Raw genomic sequence first — 17,032 nt, 5'->3', positions numbered from 1 at the left:
CCATGACCGCTCCCGCCCTCGGCGTCTGCTACTATCCCGAACACTGGCCCGAGGATGTTTGGGAAAGCGACGCCGCGGGCATGGCCGAGGCCGGCATCGCCTGGGTGCGTATCGGCGAATTCGCCTGGTCCAAACTGGAACCCGAACCGGGCAAGCTGACCTTCGACTGGATCATTCGCGCCATGGACGTGCTGGGGCGGCATGGGCTCAGGATCGTGTTCGGCACGCCCACGGCCACACCGCCGCGCTGGATGGTGGACAAGCATCCCGACATGCTGGCGGTCGATGCGCAGGGCCGCCGCAAGGGTTTCGGCTCGCGCCGGCACTATGATTTCAGCCATCTCGGCTATCGCGAGGAAGCCGGCCGCATCACGCGCCTGCTGGCCGATGCAGTTGGCGATCATCCGGCGCTGGGGGCCTGGCAGACCGATAACGAATATGGCTGCCACGGCACCACCTATTCCTATTCGCCCGCCGCGCGGGAAGGCTTCCAGCGCTGGCTGGCCGAAAAGTACGGCACGGTCGATGCCCTGAACGAGGCCTGGGGCAATGTGTTCTGGTCGATGGAATATAACCGCTTCGACCAGGTGGACCTGCCCAACCTGCTGGTCTGCGAAGCGGCACCGGCGCATGACCTCGATTTCCGCCGCTACTCATCCGACCAGGTTGCCGCCTTCAACAAAGTGCAGTTCGACATTCTCAAGGCCCGGCGCCCGGACCTGCCTGTCATCCACAATTTCATGTCGCGCTATACCGAGTTCGACCACTACGACCTGGCCGAAACGCTCGATATCGCCAGTTGGGACAGCTATCCCATCGGCCATCTTGCCGTCAGCGACGAGCCGGAGGAGATCAAGCGCCTCTATATGCGCCAGGGCGATCCTGATAATGCGGCGTTCCACCACGATCTCTATCGCGCCGTGGGGCATGGCCGCTGGTGGGTCATGGAACAGCAGCCCGGCCCGGTGAACTGGGCCCAGTTCAATCCCGACCCGCTGTCCGGCATGGCCCGCCTCTGGGCCTGGGAGGCCTTCTCCCACGGTGCCGAAGTGGTGACCTATTTCCGCTGGCGGCAGGCGCCGTTCGCGCAGGAGCAGATGCATGCCGGCCTGCTGCGGCCCGACAGCGAGCCGGCGCCGGCCTATCACGAGGCCATCCAGGTCGCCCAGGAGCTGAAGACGGTCGGCATCAGCGGCAATGCCGCCAAGGGGCGCGTGGCCATCGTCTTCGACTACCAGAGCGAATGGGCCTGGGAAATCCAGCCGCAGGCCAAGGGCTTTTCGCATGGCGCGCATGTGCGGGCGCTCTATGCCGCCTTCCGCAAGCACGGCATCGACATCGACATCCTGCCGCCGAGCACCAGGAGCTTTGCCGGCTATGACATCGTCGCCATTCCGGCGCTGTTCGCCTGGAACGACGCGCTGCGGCACGCCATCACCGAATTCGACGGCCGCCTGCTGATCGGGCCGCGCTCGGGCTCCAAGACCGAAAATTTCGCCATCCCGGCCGCGCTCGCGCCGCACCTGCCGACCAACCTGCTCGACGTGAAAGTGGCGCGGATCGACAGCATCGATCCGGCAGTGGAAGTCGAGGTCAGGGGCGGCGGCGGGGCGGTGCGCCACTGGCGCGAGCGCATCGAAACCGGGGCCGACGTGGTTATCGAGGACAATGAAGGCTGGCCGGTGCTGGTATCGCAAGGCAAGCTGTTTTATCTCGGCGCCAGCGGCACCAAGGCACTGGTGCAGCGCGTGGCGGACTACCTGATCGCCGAAGCCGATGTGCCCACGCTGGCTTTGCCCGCGGGCGTGCGCTGCCGCACCCGCGACGGCTTCCGCGTCTATGTGAACTACGGTTCGCGCCCCGCGACGCTCAGCACGAGCAAGGACGAAGCCGGCTATGTGCTCGGATCGGCCGACATGCCGGCGGCCGGTGTCACCGTGGCACGACTCGCCACGGCCGGGTGAGATTGGGAATGGCGGTGCGGATATCGAACCGCCCCGCCGCCGCGTTCCAGCGCAGCCAGTGGACGCCGCCCGCGGCCAGCGCGTCGGCATCGATCACCTGACTGCCGGTGCAATTCGCCGGCGCCCGGATGCGGGCGATGACGAGTTGATTGAGGCCGCAATCCTCGGCGAAGGCCGCCGCATTGCGCACCACCGCGACCGAGAAACGGTCTGATGTCGCGATACAGCCCAGGCTGTCGCAGCGTACCCCTTCCGCCATGGCCGCGATGGACTCCTGATAGTGTTCGCTCCAGACATCGGTGGCAAAGCTGCCGGTGCGGCCGGTGATGAGCCCCAGGCCGGCTTCCGTGCGCAAGGCCACCGCCTGCGTGGTATCGGCGACAAGCAGGTCCGGTCGCTGATCGACACCCACCAGCAGGATCAGCGGCAGCGCCAGCGCCGGCCCGAGCAGCCGCCACCAGCTGTTGAGGAAGGCGAACCAGGCCAAGGCCACGAGGCCGATGATCAAGGCAAGACCGGTCAGCAATGGGTTACCGGTCAGCCCCGCGCTCCAGCCGGCCACCAGAACGGCGCCGTCGATCATGCGGTCTATGCCCCAGCCCATCGCCATGATGAACGGCGCCTCGACCCCGAACGGCATGGCGAGGACCGACAGCACGGCAAAGGGCATGATGACCAGGCTGACCACCGGCAGCACCAGCACATTGCCCACCACGCCCAGCGGCGCCGTCTGCTGGAAGTGGTAGGCCGAAAACAGCAATGTCGCGGTGCCGGCGATAAGGCTGGTAATCGCGGTGGCCCAGATGGTGGCCCACAGGCGCTGGCCCCAGTTGCGCTCCCCAGCCGGTGGCGGACGCGGCATCTCGTAGATGCCGATCAGCGCCACCACGGCGGCAAAGGAAAGCTGGAAGCTGGCGCGGAAGACGCTGGCCGGATCGATGACGATGATGGCCAAAGCCGCGATGGCGACGTTGCGCATGGTCAAGGCCCGCCGTCCGGCCAGCACCGCGCCGAAGATCAGGCCCAGCATGATGGTGGAGCGCAGGGCCGGCACATTGGCCAGCCCGCCCGCCAGCAGCAGGTAGCCGGCCGCCGCGACAATGCCGCCGACAGCCGCGATCTTCTTGACCGGCCAGCGCGTGGCCGTTGCCGGAATCGCGGCCAGCAGCAACCGCAGCAGGAAGAACATGCCGCCCGCCACGATGGACAGATGCAGGCCCGATATCGAATAGACATGGGCCAGCCCCGCGGCGGCCATGACCTTGCGAGTTGCGTCATCGATGGCGCTCTGGTCGCCCACCACCATTGCCCGGCCAATCGCGGCCGACGGGCCCGTCAGCACCGCGTCGATGCGGCTGCCGATAGCCATGCGCAGGCCTTCCACGGCGCGCGTCGGATCAGGCCCGCCGGTGCTCACCAGGGCGAAATCGCTGGTGACGTTGCCATAGGCGCCGATACCGGCGAAATAGGCGTGGAACTGGCCGTCGAACGCGCCCGGCAGGATCGGACCGGGCACCGGCGCCAGCCGCATGTTGGCGCGGATGATATCGCCCGGCGCCAGCGGCGGCTGCGGCGGCACCACCAGCCGCGCGCGGGCAATATCGACAGGCCGGTCATCGGACAGGGGGACGAGGCCCGAAACGATGATGCGTCGGCTTTCATCGGTGGCCGACACGATCTCGTCCACCCGGCCCTGATAGAGCCCGTAGGCGGGGCGCGTCAGCATGGTGGTGCCGAACCACAGCCCATGCAGCGGCAGCAGGCAGAACCCGGCCCAGGCCGCCAGCAGCAGGCCGGCAAGTGGCAGGCCGGGCGAACGCCACAGCAGCACGGCCGGCAGCAGCGCAGCAGCAGCCAGCATGGCCAGCGCCTGCGGCGCCGGCTCGAAGGGCAGCGCCGCATAGGCAATAAGTCCGGCGATCATGGCGAAGGGCAGCAGCACGAAAAGACGCCGCGCCACCGCAGCATCGGCAAGGCCCTTGTCCACCGCCGACGCGGGGCGCAGGCGCCGCAATGGCGCGCGCACCGGCACAGGCGCGGTGCCGGTTTCGCGCTCGCGTGTTTCGGCCTCCAGCACCCGCTTCGCCCCCGCCCTTGCGCTCGTGCCGCTCTATGCTACACACGGCCCACAAATCCTCCAAGCATTCCGGTCTCATGTCCCAGGTCGTCACCCGCTTCGCCCCTTCGCCCACCGGCTACCTGCATATCGGTGGCGCCCGCACGGCCCTGTTCAGTTGGGCCTATGCCCAGAACAAGGGCGGCAAGATGCTGCTGCGCATCGAGGATACCGACCGCGAACGCTCGACCGAAGCGGCGGTGGTGGCGCTGGTCGACGGGCTCAAATGGCTGGGTCTCGACTGGGAGGGCGAGCCGATCAGCCAGTTCGGCCGGGCGGCCCGCCATGCCGAGATCGCTCATGAACTCGTGAAAATGGGTCACGCCTATTACTGCTATTGCTCGCCGGCCGAGCTGGACCAGATGCGTGAGGAGGCCCGCGCCGCCGGCAAGCCCCCCCGCTACAACGGCTATTGGCGCGACCGCGACCAGGGCGAGGCGCCTGCCGGGGTCGCGCCGGTGATCCGTATCAAGGCGCCGCTGTCGGGGGATATCGTGGTCGACGACCATGTGCAGGGCAAGGTGGTGTTCAAGACCGAGAACCTCGATGACTTCATCATCCTGCGCTCGGATGGCACCCCGACCTACATGCACGCCGTGGTGGTCGACGACCACGACATGGGCGTGACCCACATTATCCGCGGCGACGACCACCTGACCAATGCCGCCCGCCAGATCGTCATCTACAATGCCATGGGCTGGACCGTGCCCGAGATGGCCCATATCCCGCTGATCCACGGCCCGGACGGCGCCAAGCTCTCCAAGCGCCACGGTGCGCTGGGCGTGGAGGCCTATCGGCAGATGGGCTATCTGCCCGAAGCCCTGCGCAACTATCTCGCCCGCCTCGGCTGGAGCCATGGTGACGACGAGATTTTCTCGACCCAGCAGATGGTGGAATGGTTCAGCCTCGAAGGGCTCAACAAGGGCGCGGCGCGCTTCGATTTCGTCAAGCTGGAGAATATCAACGGCCACTATATCCGCGAAGCGGCACCGGCCTATCTCTATGACGTGATGCTGGCCACGGCCGCCGAGCTGGGCCGGCAGGTGGACGTGGATGGTCTTTCGGCCAATAGGGACACGGTGTTGACCGCCTTGCCCGAGCTGCAGCCGCGCGCCAAGACGGTGCTGGAGCTGATCGACCTGGCGCAGTTCATCTACGCGTCACGCCCACTTGCTATCGATGCGGCGGCGGCGGCCCTGCTGACCACGGACACGCGGACGGTGCTCAAGGACATGGCGGAGACGCTGCGCGGCCTCAACGACTGGTCGGTGCCGGCTATCGACGCAGCGATGCGGGCGCTGGCCGAGGCCAAGGGATTGAAGCTCGGCAAGCTGGCCCAGCCACTGCGCGCGGCGCTGACCGGGCGCACTGTTTCGCCGGGTATTTTCGAAGTCATGGTGCTGATCGGACGAGCCGAAAGTATGGCTCGCCTTGAGGATCAAATCGGCGCTGTCTAGTGCTAATCGGAGGGTAAGCCTTGCTTACCCATCGGTTGCGTCCGAAGGGGTAAAACTGATACCCCTGCGAAGCAGCCATGACTGCCCAGTTTACGGCTTCGAGCGACCGGAACAATTGCGGACGCGGAGGCCTTCGAGGAGAGCTCAATGACCGAAAAAGTCGCCAAACTCGTCATCGGGGACCAGACCCACGAATTTCCGGTTCTGTCCGGCTCGGTGGGTCCGGATGTGATCGACATAAGATCGCTTTACGCCAAGACCGGGATGTTTACTTACGACCCTGGTTTTACCTCGACGGCAGCCTGCGACAGCGCCATCACCTATATCGACGGCGACAAGGGCCAACTGCTCTATCGCGGCTACCCGATCGAACAGCTCTCCGACAAGAGCAACTATCTCGAAGTCTGCTACCTGCTGCTTTATGGCGAGTTGCCCAGCAAGGCCCAGATGGTCGAATTCGACGAACTGGTGACCCGCCATACGATGGTGCATGAGCAGATGCACTACTTCTTCCGCGGCTTCCGCCGTGATGCCCATCCGATGGCTGTCATGACCGGCGTGGTCGGCGCCATGGCCGCCTTCTACCACGACTCCACCGATATCGCCGATCCGCGCCAGCGTGAGATCGCCTCGATCCGCATGATCGCCAAGATGCCGACGATCGCGGCGATGGCCTATAAATATTCGGTAGGCCAGCCCTTCGTTTACCCGCGCAACGACCTCGATTACGCGTCGAACTTCCTGCATATGTGCTTCTCGGTGCCGGCCGAGGAATACAAGGTCAATCCCACCATCGCCAAGGCGATGGACCTGATCTTCACCCTGCATGCCGATCACGAGCAGAATGCCTCGACCTCGACCGTGCGCCTGGCCGGCTCGTCCGACGCCAATCCGTTTGCCTGCATCGCGGCCGGCGTAGCCTGCCTCTGGGGCCCGGCCCATGGCGGCGCCAACGAAGCGGCGCTCAACATGCTCAAGGAAATCGGCACCGTCGACCGCATTCCCGAATTCATCGAACGCGCCAAGGACAAGTCGGACAGCTTCAAGCTGATGGGCTTCGGCCACCGGGTCTACAAGAACTTCGACCCGCGCGCGACCGTGATGCAGAAGACCGCCAAGGAAGTGCTCGACCTGCTGGGCGTGCACAATAACCCGACGCTGCAGGTGGCCCAGGCGCTTGAAAAGATCGCGCTCGAAGACCCCTACTTCATCGACCGCAAGCTCTATCCCAATGTCGATTTCTATTCGGGCATCATCCTGGAAGCCATCGGCTTCCCGACCTCGATGTTCACCGTGCTGTTCTCGGTGGCCCGCACCGTGGGCTGGATCAGCCAGTGGAAGGAAATGATCGCCGATCCGCAGAAGAAGATCGGCCGTCCGCGCCAGCTCTACAACGGCGCCCCGGCACGCGATTATTCCGCGCTCAACGCCCGCTGATGCCAGTGGGCCAGGATCCGGTCCGCCGGATCCTGCCGCGGGAATTCGGCTTCGCCGGTTTCCATGAGATTTGAAAGCTCGCCAAAGGCCTCGATCTGGTCCTGGCGGGCTTTTTTGTCGTCCAGCAAGGTGCGGACTTCCCTCGCCATCGCGGCGGCGTCCCCCGCCGCCTGCACCAGTTCGGGCACGGCGGGCCGGCCCAGCACGATATTGGGCAACGATACGGGCGGGCGGCCATGTTGCTCGTAAATCCGCGCCTGATGCGGATCGAGCACATAGGTCACGACCATTGGCACTCGCGCCAAAGCCAGTTCCAGCGTCACCGTGCCCGACACCGCCAGGGCCAGCACCGCCTGGCGGTAGATTTCGGCGCGTGCCGCCCGTTCGGAAACGATCCGCACCGGCACGGGCCAATCGGCCACCTCGCGTACCAGCCGATCATGCAGCGATGGCAGCGTGGGAACGACGATGCCATCCACGGCGGGATGGGTGCCGGCCTGCTCGGCAACCTGCCGGAACAGGGCCAGGTGGCGCCGCAGCTCGCCATCGCGGCTGCCCGGCAGCAGCACCAGCGGGCCGCGCCCGACAGCATCGCGCGCCAGCCGTTCGCCCAGCGCCGGATGGCCGACATAGCTGGTGGGCGGACCATCGAGCCGCTGCATGACGGCGGGCTCGAACGGCAGCACGGCCAGCACTTCCTCGAATAAAGGCCTGAGCTTGGCAGCGCGCTGCGGCGCCCGCGCCCACACCGATGGCGCCACATAGAGGACGAGCTTGCCGCCATAGCCAAGCTGCTTCAGCCGGCGCGCCAGGAGCCTCGAAAAGTCCTGGGAATCGACCAGCACGACGATATCGGGCTTCGCCCTCCGTATCGCGCGGGCGGTCTGTTCGATGCGCCACAGCAGGAGTGGCAGGCGCAGCACCACGTCGCTGACGCCCATCACCGCCAGGTCGCTCATGGGAAACAGCGGGCGCAGGCCCAGCGCTTCCAGTTCCTGCCCGCCGACGCCGCTGAAAGCCAGCTTCACGCGCTGCTGCAGACGCGCCACGAGGTCCGCGGCGATGCGGTCGCCCGAAGGCTCGCCGGCAAGAATGAACAGCCTGAGCCATTCGGCCCCGCCTGCTGGATCGGCAGCACGCGCCGGCCCGCTCATCTAGTCTGGATCATGGCCGTTGCGCGGCATCAGGATCGGCCGATCCGACGCGGCGGCGATGAAGGCGACGACGTCCTGCACCAGCGGGTCGTTCTTGAACAGTTCGGCAGCATCCTCGACGCGCTCGCGCAACGTGCCTTCGCTGGCAAAGATCATCCGATAGGCGGCGCGCAGCTGGTGGATGACTTCGCGGTCGAACTTGCGGCGCTTGAGCCCGATCAGGTTCAGCCCGGTGAGCGCGGCGCGATTGCCCACCGCCATGCCATAGGGGATCACGTCGCCATCGACCATCGAGGAGGCACCGATGAAGGCATGCGCCCCTATACGGGTGAATTGATGGATGACGCAGGTGCCGCCGAAGATCACATTGTCGCCGATCTGGCAGTGTCCGGCGATGCCGACATAATTGGCCATGATGACATTGTTGCCGACGATCGCGTCATGCGCCACATGGGCGCTGGCCATGATCAGGCAATCATTGCCGATCCGGGTCAGCATGCCACCGCCTTCCGTACCCGGATTGATGGTCACGGATTCGCGGATGGTGCAGCGCTCGCCGATGACCAGCCGCGACGCCTCGCCATGATATTTGAGATCCTGCGGCTTGTGGCCGATGGAGGCGAACGGATAAATCTGCGTGGCCGCGCCGATTTCGGTATGGCCGTCTATCGAGACGTGGGAAATCAGTTCCACATCGTCATGCAGCACGACATTATCACCGACAATGCAATAGGGCCCGATCTTCACGCCCTTGCCCAGCCGGGCCCCCGAACCGACGATTGCCGTCGGGTGAACGACAGGCTCGCTCACGAAGCCGCCTCGACGATCATCGCCGTGATCTCCGCTTCCGCGATGATTGTCCCGTCCACCATGGCCTTGGCCTCGTAGCGGCCGACATTGCGTCGGCGCTGGATCTTGGCGATGTGGAACTCGATCGTGTCGCCCGGCCCCGCCGGCTTGCGGAACTTGGCCTTGTCCACGCCCAGCATGAGCACGATGTTCTTCTTGCCGCTGCCTGAATCGTGCTTGATGACGATAGCGCCGGCCGTCTGTGCCATGCCCTCGATGATCAGCACGCCCGGAAAGATCGGGTTCTCCGGGAAGTGCCCCTGGAAGATCGGCTCGTTGAAGGTCACGTTCTTGATGCCGACAGCCGTCTCGTCACGGTCGATGCGGACAATCCGATCGATCATCAGGAACGGATAGCGATGGGGCAGGCTCTTCAAAATCTCGGCAATATGCATTGCGCCGAGTTCCGTGCTCGCTGGTGCGCTGTCGATCATCCCCGCTTGTCCCCCTTGGAAAGTTTCCGCATCGTGGCGATCTCCCGCCAGAAATCTCTTATATCCTGCGCCGGCGCACCGGCAAGTTTGCTGCCCGCGGGCCAGTTCTTGGTGACCGCGGCGCGACCGTGAACCACGCTGCCCGCCCCGATGGTGAGGTGGCCCGAAGTGCCGACGCCCCCACCCATCAGCACGCCATCCTCAACGACTGTCGAGCCCGAAAGCCCGCTCATCGCGGCGATGAGGCAGGCCCGGCCGATCTTGCAGTTATGGCCGATCTGCACGAGGTTATCGATCTTGGTGCCTTCCCCGATCATCGTGTCGCCGAGCGCGCCGCGATCGATGGTGGAATTGGCCCCGATCTCCACCCGGTCCTGGATAAGCACCCGCCCCAGTTGCGGCACCTTGCGATTGGACTGCCCGAAATCGAGCCAGCCGAAGCCTTCGGTGCCAACGCGCACGCCGGAATGGATCACCACGTCATTGCCGATATGGGCGCAATCGATGGTGCAATTGGCGGCAATGGTGCAGTTGCGGCCGATGGTGACGCCGGCACCGATGACCGTATTGGCGCCGATGATGGTGCCCCGCCCGATCTCGACGCCCGGGCCGACCACGACGTTGGAGCCGATGAATACATCCCGCTCGAAGACCGGGGCACCCAGATCGTCCCGCCCCGCCGCGATGACCGCGCGGGTGTTGGATGGATAGAGGTGGTCGAGGATATCGGCGAACAACTGGTGCGGCTTGTCGACCGCGATGGCCAGGCTATGCGCCGGCACCGTGTCGCGCAGGGCCGGCAGCACCACGACGACGCCCGCCGCGGTGGCCCGCAATTCCTCGATGTAATTGGTGTGGGCGGCCAGTGCCACATCGCCCGGACCGGCAAGGTCGAGCTCGGCCACCCCCAGGACGGAGAGCCCCCCATTGCCAAGCCCGGAAAGCAGGTGGGCGCGGCCAAGCGCGGTCAGGATATCGCCAATCGTGGACGGGCCGGCAAAGCGATGAAAACGGGTGTCGACCATGATGTCACTTAAAAGAATTGAGCCGCGGTGCTTGCCGCCCGCGGCTCAATGAACTGTCTCATGCCACAACGGCTAGAACAAGGTGGACATCGTCAGCTGGAAGACCTGGGTACGATCCGAGGTCGACTTGTTCAGCACGTGAGCGAAGTCGCCACGCAGCGGGCCGAACGGGCTGTCCCAGATCAGCGACGCACCAACCGAGGTGCGCCACGGCACGTCGATGCTGCCATTGTCAACCGTGTTGCCATTGAGGAACGGCGTATTCACACCATCAATCCAGGCCGCGTCGGCCCAGAGAGCCGCAGAAAGGCCGTAGCTCTCCGGCACACCGGGGATCGGGAACTGCACTTCGGCAGAAAGCCCAGCATAGGCGACGGCACCGAGATATTCACCAGTGGTCAGACGCGGACCAAGACCACGGCCCTCGAAGCCGCGGATCAGCTGGGCACCGGGCATAAAGGCCTCGACCGCGTGAACGCCATTGCCGCTCAGGTCATTGATGATACCGGCCTGGCCACGCACGCTGGCGATGATGCCACTATCCTCGACCACGGGGATGAAGTAGCGCGCCTTTGCTTCCGAGCGCACCAGGCTGTGATCCCAGCCGATATACTGCTGGGTGAACGTCGCCAGCAGACCTTCGGTCGGCTTCTTGGTATCGTCGAGGTTGTTCCAGGTGAGGGTATAGCCCACGAAGCCCTTGTAGAACTCGTCGCCGTCATTGACGAGCAACGAAGCAGGAGCGTCGGCGTCGGTGATGATCTTGCGTTCCATGCCCGCAAACACGGTGCCCGACAGATCGCCGGTCAGCGGAATACCGACGCGGAACTGTCCGCCGGTCGCCTGCGAGCCATAGAAGCCGGCAGTCGTTTCCTCATTGATGCGATGGTAGACATCGACACCGGCCGAGACCTTGAGGCCCATGAAACGCGGCTCGGTGAACGAGAAGTCGAAGGTACGGCCGGCCTGCGAGGCGCCGATGGCTGCCCGCAGATACTGGCCACGACCCAGGAAGTTGCGTTCGGTCAGCGACACTTCGCCCAGCACGCCATCGGTGGTGGAATAGCCGGCAGTGGCACCGTATTCGCCCGTCGAGGTTTCAGTCACGGCGATGTTTATCACCACCTTGTCGGGCGCCGAGCCCGGACCTGTAGTGACATTGACGGCCGAGAAAAAGCCCAGCGCGTCGATATGCTGACGGCCACGAAGCACCAGAGAACGGTTGAAGGGGTCGCCTTCGGCAAACTCCAGTTCGCGACGGATGACGAAGTCACGCGTCTTGGTATTGCCGGTGATGTTGATGCGCTCGACATAGAGCCGCGCACCCTCATCCACCAGATATGTCACCTTGAACGTGCCGGTCGCCACATCGCGGTCGAGACGCGCCCGGACATCGGCAAAGGAATAGCCCTGGACAGCGGCTTCATAAGCCATGTCCTCGATGCTCTTCTGCAGGTCGCCAGCGGAATACGTGCTGCCCTGCCCCGTCTGCACCGTGCCCTTGAGGGCATCGGTGTTGAGGCCGGCAATGCTGGTCTCGATGCCGACATTGGAGAACTCGTACTTCTGGCCTTCATTGATGGTGAAGTTGATGAAGTAGGCGTTCTTGCTGGCGTCGTACTCGCCGACCGAGGTCACCTGGACGTCGGGATAGCCGCGGTTGGCATAATACAGCCGGATGCGCTCACGATCGACGGCGAGCTTCTGCTCGTCATAGCCGTCATCCTTGAACAGCCAGCTCAGGATGCTGGTTTCCTTGGTGAGCATGGCGCTCTTGAGGCTGTTGCCGCCAAAGGCGTTGTTGCCGGTGAAGTTGATCGCCGCGATTCCCGCGCGATTGCCTTCGTTGATGGTGAACAGCACTCGAACGCGGCCATCGGTGGTCGCCTCGGTGCGCGCCGTCACGGAAACGGAAAGGAACCCGTCACGATCATAGGCCTGGCGGATGCTTTCGACATCGGCGGCAAGACGCTGCTGGGTAAAAATGCCGGAGGCCGACACGTCGACCATGGCCAGAAGCTGGCTGTCGGAGAAGCGCCGGTTGCCGTCGAACAGCACCGCGCCGACCAGTTGTTCCTGAGCCTGAACAGTCGCATAGCCAAGAAGCGGAATACTGGGCCCGGCGAGCGGTGCTGCACCCAGTATCGCAAGCGCCAGAAGAGCGCCGCGCATCAGCTTGGTGGGATGGATCATATTGTTATTGCCTTCTGCGACCACGCCCGGAGAATCGCCATGCATAGCGCTCCCCCAAGCTAACTCCATTGCACCGTTTTACCGTCTTTTTAACCAAGGACAAGGCGGAAGCCTCGACGCGGTTAGCAAATGATTGGTGCTCTTGTATTCCTGCAACACCTCACAAACCTAGGTTAACCGGGTGTTAACGCAAGATTCCGAAATAGGCGAACAGTGTGTCGTTGAACAGCGTGAACACCATGAGTGCGAGGACCAGGGCAAATCCGAACCGGAAGCCCATTTCCTGCACCCTCATGCTCAGCGGACGCCCCCTGACAGCTTCAACCAGATAGTACAGAAGGTGGCCGCCGTCGAGCATGGGAACCGGTAAAAGATTGAAAATACCGATATTTAGCGACAGCAAAGCGGTGAGGTTGATCAGCGCCACGATGCCCAGCGTCGCCACTTCCCCGGAAACCTTGGCCACCTTGACCGGCCCGCCCAACTGCTCGACATCGCCGCGCCCGACGAAGAAATCGCCGAGGAACGCGGCGGTCCGCTGGACGATGAAGCGAATTTCCTCGACGGTCATGCCGATCGCCTCGACCGGTCCCGGCCGGTAGAGCGTCACATCGGTCTCCGCCACGTCGCGGCTCGCCCCGATTCGACCGATGCGCTGGCTGTTGCCGAAACGGTCTTCCACATCGACCGCCTCGGGCACGAGGACCAGAGTCTTGCTGACGCTGCCACGATCCAGTTCCACGGTCACGGGCCGTTCCGGGCTGGTCGCCACCAGGCGTTGAAAATCTTCGAAGCCGCGCACGGCATAGCCATCGACCGATATGATGATGTCGCCCGGCTCGATGCCGGCCGCCTCGGCCACCGAACCGGCGATGACGTCGCCGACAACAGGCGGAATCGTGTAGCGGCCATAGCCCAGCAGCAGGGCATAGAGAATGAGGAAGGTCAGGATGACATTGGCCAGCGGCCCGGCCGCGACGACGGCAATGCGCTGCCACACATTTTTGTTGGCGAACAGGCGCGGCGCCAGTTCGGGATCGACATTGGCCAGGGCCTCGGGGTCGGGAACGCTGGCGGCGTTCATGTCGCCGGTAAAGCGCACATAGCCGCCCAGCGGAATCGCCGAGATACGCCAGCGCGTGCCGTGCTTGTCGTTCCAGCCGATCAGCTCGCGGCCGAAGCCGACCGAAAAGGCATCGATCGCCACGCCATTCCACCTGGCCACCAGATAGTGCCCCATTTCGTGCACGAACACGATCACCGTCAGTACCGCCAGGAACGGCACGACATAGGACAAGAGCCAATAGAGAAATTCGAACATGGGTATCCTTGCGTCAGCGAATGCAGTGCCCGCGCACCGCCGCTACCAGTAGAGCAGGCCTTCGGCGACCGCGCCGTAGCCGGCATGCAGCGCCCCCACCAGCAATACCAGCAAGACGCCAAATGTGAGGCTGTCCAGCCGGTCCATCAACCCGCCATGGCCGGGAATGATGTCGCCGCTGTCCTTGATGCGGAAATGCCGCTTGATCGCACTTTCGCTGAGATCGCCCAACTGGCCAAGCACGCTGATCGCCGCAGACAGCACAAACCCGATCCACCAGGGGGAATCGGTTGCCACGATCCAGACCAGCAGCCCTGCCCCGGTGCCCAGTGCCAATCCGCCAAGCGCCCCCGACCAGGTCTTGGAGGGCGAAATCTCGGGCGCCAGCTTCTCGCCGCCAATCTGCCTGCCGGTAAAGAAGGCCGCCGAATCCGTCATCCAGACCACGGTGCCGAGATAGACCCCGGCCCAGACCCCGGTCAGCGTATCGCCCCGCATGGCCAGCGCCGCCACGATGATGGCGCCGTAGATCACGAGGCCCAGGATGCGCCACAGCACGCCCTCGCCCCGCATGGCCACGGCGACCAGGCAGGCCAGGGCGATCACGGCGATCGTGCCCAGCGGCCCGAACAGCGGATAGACCAGCCCCGATACGGCCACCAGGCCAATCAGCGCCATGCCTGCCGGCGTCAGCGGGGCACGGGACACCATGGTTTCCCATTCGCGATAGGCCCCGGCAAAGACGGCACCAACCACGGCAGCGAACACATAGGTTCCGATATAGAGCGCTGTCGCCGTCAGCGCGATCAGCACCAGGGCCGAGACGAGGCGAGGCCCCAGATCGGACCAGGTACGGCGGCGACTGACGACAGGATCTGACGCGGGATCGCCTGGATTGCTCAAGATCGCTCCGCCTCGATACCGCCAAAACGCCGGTCGCGCCGCGCGAAGGTTTCGAGCACGCGAATGAAGCTGGCTTCCCCGAAATCGGGCCAGTTTTCATCGACGAAAACGAACTCGGCATAGGCGGCCTGCCACAGCAGGAAATTGGAAATGCGCTGTTCGCCGCTGGTGCGGATGATGAGGTCCGGATCGGGCAGCCCGGCCGTGTACAGCGCCGCCGCGATCGTGGCCTCGGTAATGGCCTCGGGCACCAGGCGGCCGGCGGCCACCTCGGCGGCAATCCGGCGCGTCGCATCGGCGATTTCGGCCTTGCCGCCATAGTTGAAGGCGACGATGAGCACGAGGCCCGTATTGGACGCGGTCTTGGCTTCGACATCGTCGATCAGGCGGACCAGGCTGGGCTCCAGCCCGGTGCGGCTACCGATGATGCGGACCTGCACGTTGTTGCGGATCAACCTTTGCAGGTCCGATGCAACAAAGCGGCGCAGCAGATTGAATATGAACGATATCTCGTCCTTTGGCCGCGTCCAGTTTTCGGATGAGAAGCTGAATACGGTGAGGTGCCCGACGCCGTAATTGATGCAGAGCTCGACGAGGTTCCGCAGCGCCTTGACGCCCTCGATATGACCCTCGGTGCGGCGCTTGCCGCGCGCCTCGGCCCAGCGGCCATTGCCATCCATGATCACGCCAAGATGCGTGGGAATGCGCAGGCGGGGGCGCTCCGCAATATCATTGGCTATGGCTGGATCGATGGACATCTACGCCCTCCCGGCGCAGTTCAGCCGACTTAGACCTGCATGATTTCCGCTTCTTTGGCCGCGACCACCTGGTCGATTTCGGCCACGGCAGCGTCGGTTGCCTTCTGCACGAGATCGGACTGGACGCGGCTGTCGTCCTGGCTCAGGTCGCCATCCTTCTCGGCCTTCTTGAGCGCATCCATGCCATCGCGGCGAATATGGCGCACTGCAACGCGGGCGGCCTCGGCATAATTGTGCGCGACCTTGGCCAGTTCCTTGCGGCGCTGCTCATTGAGCTCGGGCAGCGGCACGCGGATGATCTGTCCTTCGCCCATGGGATTGAGGCCGAGGCCGCTGTCGCGGATGGCCTTTTCGACCGCATTGGCCATCTGCCGGTCCCACACCTGCACGCTCAGCATGCGCGGCTCCGGCACGGTCACGGTGGCCACCTGGTTCAGCGGCATGCGCGTACCATAGGCGTCCACGGTCACCGGCTCGAGCAGGCTGGCGCTGGCACGCCCGGTCCTGAGACCCGTCAACTCGTCGCGCAGCGAAGAAATCGACTTCTGCATGCGGTTCTTCAGGTCAGGGAGGTCATAGGCCATTATTGTCGTCCTTCAGATTCTAGAGCGGCGTGCCCACGCGGGTCGAGCGGGTGGTCCCCGCCAATACACCCGCCAGGCCCGCCGTGTCGTCGAGAGCATATACGATTATCGGCATGGCGTTGTCGCGGGCAAGAGCGAAGGCCGCAGTATCCATAACACGCAGATTCTTGCCGATAACTTCATCATAGCTGACGGTTTCGTAGCGCGTCGCATTCGGATTCTTCATCGGGTCCTCCGAATAGACCCCATCGACCTTGGTGCCCTTGAGCACCACGTCGCAATCGAGCTCGATGGCGCGCAGGGTGGAAGCCGTATCGGTAGTGAAAAATGGATTGCCGATGCCGCCGCCCATCACGACCACGAACCCGTCCTCGAGCGACAGCTTCGCGTCGCGCGCGGTGAACGTATCGGCTACCGAGGGCATGGACACGGCGCTATAGGGCTTGGACTTTGCCCCCTGGCGCGAAATGGCGTTGCTCAGGGCCAGGGCGTTGATCATGGTGCCCAGCATGCCCATCATGTCGGCGGTAACGCGGTCCGTGCCGTCGGCCGCGCCGGCCATACCGCGGAAGATATTGCCGCCGCCGACCACGATGGCGATCTCGACACCGCTATTGGCGACATCGGCGATCTGCTTGGCCACGGCCTGCAGGAATGGCGGTTCGATCCCGAAGGAGTTGTCCCCTGCCAGCGCCTCGCCCGAAACCTTGAGGAGAATGCGTTTATAGGCAGGCGCCATCGGCAAACCCCTTTGACTTGGAACATGAATGGGGCACCGAATCCGGCAGCACCCGGCAGACCCTATGGCAAAATCGCCTTCAAAAGAAGGCGTGCTAC

At 64.3% G+C, this 17,032-nt stretch carries 14 protein-coding genes; 3 read left to right on the top strand and 11 right to left on the bottom strand.

Annotated elements, in window-relative coordinates; all coding sequences use genetic code 11:
* Positions 1-2 precede the first annotated feature (2 nt).
* Positions 3-1,964 (top strand): beta-galactosidase, encoded by a 1,962-nt coding sequence (locus tag ASD04_RS01295; RefSeq protein WP_056251400.1) that lies wholly within the window; start codon positions 3-5, stop codon positions 1,962-1,964.
* Here the strand turns inward: ASD04_RS01295 and ASD04_RS01290 are convergent.
* The gene (locus ASD04_RS01290; protein WP_056251397.1) at positions 1,933-4,041 is read right to left on the bottom strand and encodes a ComEC/Rec2 family competence protein; all 2,109 of its coding nucleotides are present in this window, start codon (positions 4,039-4,041) and stop codon (positions 1,933-1,935) included. The genes ASD04_RS01295 and ASD04_RS01290 overlap by 32 nt on opposite strands.
* 35 nt (positions 4,042-4,076) lie before the next feature.
* Between ASD04_RS01290 and gltX the strand changes: the two genes are divergently transcribed.
* Complete coding sequence (gene gltX / locus ASD04_RS01285; RefSeq protein ID WP_156461090.1) at positions 4,077-5,537, top strand: glutamate--tRNA ligase; 1,461 nt, start codon at positions 4,077-4,079, stop codon at positions 5,535-5,537.
* Positions 5,538-5,684: 147 nt separating this feature from the next.
* On the top strand, positions 5,685-6,974 hold the full coding sequence (gene gltA / locus ASD04_RS01280) for a citrate synthase (protein WP_056251393.1): 1,290 nt from the start codon (positions 5,685-5,687) through the stop codon (positions 6,972-6,974).
* Here the strand turns inward: gltA and ASD04_RS01275 are convergent.
* The 10 genes from ASD04_RS01275 to pyrH form a co-directional block, all read right to left on the bottom strand.
* Positions 6,950-8,128, bottom strand: coding sequence for a hypothetical protein (locus tag ASD04_RS01275; RefSeq protein ID WP_056251391.1), 1,179 nt, complete (start codon positions 8,126-8,128; stop codon positions 6,950-6,952). The genes gltA and ASD04_RS01275 overlap by 25 nt on opposite strands.
* The gene (gene lpxA, locus ASD04_RS01270) at positions 8,129-8,938 is read right to left on the bottom strand and encodes an acyl-ACP--UDP-N-acetylglucosamine O-acyltransferase (RefSeq protein ID WP_056251389.1); all 810 of its coding nucleotides are present in this window, start codon (positions 8,936-8,938) and stop codon (positions 8,129-8,131) included.
* Positions 8,935-9,411, bottom strand: coding sequence for a 3-hydroxyacyl-ACP dehydratase FabZ (gene fabZ, locus ASD04_RS01265; protein ID WP_056251386.1), 477 nt, complete (start codon positions 9,409-9,411; stop codon positions 8,935-8,937). The genes lpxA and fabZ overlap by 4 nt, the downstream gene beginning before the upstream one ends.
* Positions 9,408-10,436, bottom strand: a complete 1,029-nt coding sequence (gene lpxD, locus ASD04_RS01260; protein ID WP_056251384.1) for a UDP-3-O-(3-hydroxymyristoyl)glucosamine N-acyltransferase — start codon at positions 10,434-10,436, stop codon at positions 9,408-9,410. The genes fabZ and lpxD overlap by 4 nt, the downstream gene beginning before the upstream one ends.
* Before the next feature lie 72 nt (positions 10,437-10,508).
* Positions 10,509-12,674, bottom strand: coding sequence for an outer membrane protein assembly factor BamA (gene bamA, locus ASD04_RS01255; protein WP_056251382.1), 2,166 nt, complete (start codon positions 12,672-12,674; stop codon positions 10,509-10,511).
* A 139-nt stretch (positions 12,675-12,813) separates the two neighbouring features.
* Positions 12,814-13,950: an RIP metalloprotease RseP gene (gene rseP, locus ASD04_RS01250; protein WP_056251380.1), complete on the bottom strand. Its 1,137-nt coding sequence runs from the start codon at positions 13,948-13,950 to the stop codon at positions 12,814-12,816.
* 42 nt (positions 13,951-13,992) lie between these two features.
* Positions 13,993-14,853 (bottom strand): phosphatidate cytidylyltransferase, encoded by an 861-nt coding sequence (locus tag ASD04_RS01245; RefSeq protein WP_056251377.1) that lies wholly within the window; start codon positions 14,851-14,853, stop codon positions 13,993-13,995.
* Entirely contained in the window at positions 14,850-15,611 is a 762-nt protein-coding gene (locus tag ASD04_RS01240) for an isoprenyl transferase (RefSeq protein WP_056251374.1), read from the bottom strand. Before ASD04_RS01240 ends, ASD04_RS01245 begins: the two co-directional genes overlap by 4 nt.
* A gap of 29 nt (positions 15,612-15,640) precedes the next feature.
* Positions 15,641-16,195, bottom strand: a complete 555-nt coding sequence (gene frr, locus ASD04_RS01235; protein ID WP_056230420.1) for a ribosome recycling factor — start codon at positions 16,193-16,195, stop codon at positions 15,641-15,643.
* A gap of 19 nt (positions 16,196-16,214) precedes the next feature.
* A complete protein-coding gene (gene pyrH / locus ASD04_RS01230; protein ID WP_056251371.1) occupies positions 16,215-16,934 on the bottom strand; it encodes a UMP kinase in 720 nt (239 codons plus the stop codon).
* Positions 16,935-17,032: the final 98 nt, after the last annotated feature.

Source organism: Devosia sp. Root436 (genome assembly GCF_001426345.1).
Classification (GTDB): domain Bacteria; phylum Pseudomonadota; class Alphaproteobacteria; order Rhizobiales; family Devosiaceae; genus Devosia.
This window is presented reverse-complemented; position numbering and strand designations above follow the sequence as displayed.

Bases quoted from the DNA above. Each gene is read 5' to 3' on its own strand.
- fabZ (WP_056251386.1), bottom strand. From the start codon at position 9,411: ATGATCGACAGCGCACCAGCGAGCACGGAACTCGGCGCAATGCATATT.
- rseP (WP_056251380.1), bottom strand. From the start codon at position 13,950: ATGTTCGAATTTCTCTATTGGCTCTTGTCCTATGTCGTGCCGTTCCTG.
- gltX (WP_156461090.1), top strand. From the start codon at position 4,077: ATGCTACACACGGCCCACAAATCCTCCAAGCATTCCGGTCTCATGTCC.
- ASD04_RS01275 (WP_056251391.1), bottom strand. From the start codon at position 8,128: ATGAGCGGGCCGGCGCGTGCTGCCGATCCAGCAGGCGGGGCCGAATGG.
- lpxD (WP_056251384.1), bottom strand. From the start codon at position 10,436: ATGGTCGACACCCGTTTTCATCGCTTTGCCGGCCCGTCCACGATTGGC.
- gltA (WP_056251393.1), top strand. From the start codon at position 5,685: ATGACCGAAAAAGTCGCCAAACTCGTCATCGGGGACCAGACCCACGAA.
- pyrH (WP_056251371.1), bottom strand. From the start codon at position 16,934: ATGGCGCCTGCCTATAAACGCATTCTCCTCAAGGTTTCGGGCGAGGCG.
- bamA (WP_056251382.1), bottom strand. From the start codon at position 12,674: ATGCATGGCGATTCTCCGGGCGTGGTCGCAGAAGGCAATAACAATATG.
- ASD04_RS01240 (WP_056251374.1), bottom strand. From the start codon at position 15,611: ATGTCCATCGATCCAGCCATAGCCAATGATATTGCGGAGCGCCCCCGC.
- ASD04_RS01295 (WP_056251400.1), top strand. From the start codon at position 3: ATGACCGCTCCCGCCCTCGGCGTCTGCTACTATCCCGAACACTGGCCC.
- frr (WP_056230420.1), bottom strand. From the start codon at position 16,195: ATGGCCTATGACCTCCCTGACCTGAAGAACCGCATGCAGAAGTCGATT.